Consider the following 1,124-nt stretch of genomic DNA (forward strand, 5'->3'; position numbering starts at 1 on the left):
GATAGGATCCGCTCGCCACGGCCAGCGCAACGGCCTGGAAATGCGGCAAGGCGAGCGTGACTTGGCGCGTCCGGCCCATCCTGCCCAGCGCGTCGTCGGTGAAGCCCGACATCGAGCCGTCGACGGAGCGCAGCGCGTGCGGCAGCTCGCAGAAGAGGTCGAGCGGCACCTCTTCCCCCTCGGCGATCCCCGCATGGCGAAGCGCGGGATTGTCTTTCGCCGCGATGATGGCAAAGGGCGACCCGAACAGCGGCACGCTGGAGACCCATTCGGCGACGTCCAGCGGGCGCTCCAACGCCACGTCGATCTGATCCTCCTGCAGCAGCTTCGAGACATCGCCACTGGCGCTGTCGAGGAAGCGGAACGACACACGAGGTGCAATGGCCGCGATGCGCGCTGCAAAGGGCGGCATCAAGAGCATGGAAAAGAAATCCGCGCCCATGAAGGTGAAGGTCCGTTGCAGTCTCGCCGGGTCGAAGGCCGTCGTGGGCTGGAAGGCTCGCTCGATCTCGCGCAGCGCCGCGCGCACCGGTTCGGCCAGGCTTTCGGCGCGCGGCGTGGGCACCATGTCGTTGCCGCGCCGCACGAAGAGCTGGTCGTTGAGCGCGTGGCGCAGGCGGTTGAGCGCGGCGCTCACGGCGGGCTGGCTGAGGCCGATCTGCTCGCCGGCGCGCGTCGCGCTTTTCTCGCGCAAAAGCGCGTCGAGCACTCTTACCAGATTGAGATCCAGCGCATTCAAATTCATCGCATCAATCCGCCCCATACGATCATTCGATTTCCGTCGCCCGCCCATCCCTGTTTAGGTCCCCGTCGACGCCGCTCGGCCGGCCCCAGCACAGGGAGAGAAAATCGTGACAATGATCAACAGGACCATAGCAGGCAAGGAACTCCTTTGGTTCAACAACACGCTCGTCGCCGTCCAGATCTCGTCGGCCGACGGCGAGGATGGCGTCTGCGTCATCGAGCATCGCCTGCCCTGCGGCGATTCCCCGCCGTTGCATGTGCACCGCAACGAGGACGAGATCTTCCACATCATCGAGGGACGGATGCGTTTCCGGATCGACGACCGTGAGCGGATCGTCGGCACGATCCGCTCACGGTCGTCGATCCGGAAACGCATCCGT

At 65.3% G+C, this 1,124-nt stretch carries 2 protein-coding genes; one reads left to right on the forward strand and one right to left on the reverse strand.

Going from position 1 to position 1,124, the window contains the following annotated elements; all coding sequences use genetic code 11:
* The coding region (locus EOA38_RS37360; protein WP_145966325.1) for a LysR family transcriptional regulator at window positions 1–745 on the reverse strand (745 nt) is incomplete at its 3' end.
* A gap of 112 nt (window positions 746–857) precedes the next feature.
* On the opposite strand from EOA38_RS37360, the gene EOA38_RS37365 reads away from it, so the two are divergent.
* Window positions 858–1,124 (forward strand): cupin domain-containing protein (locus EOA38_RS37365; protein WP_189435209.1); only part of this gene is annotated, 267 nt, incomplete at its 3' end.

The sequence above is a fragment of the Mesorhizobium sp. M1E.F.Ca.ET.041.01.1.1 genome, assembly GCF_003997355.1.
Classification (GTDB): Bacteria; Pseudomonadota; Alphaproteobacteria; order Rhizobiales; family Rhizobiaceae; genus Mesorhizobium.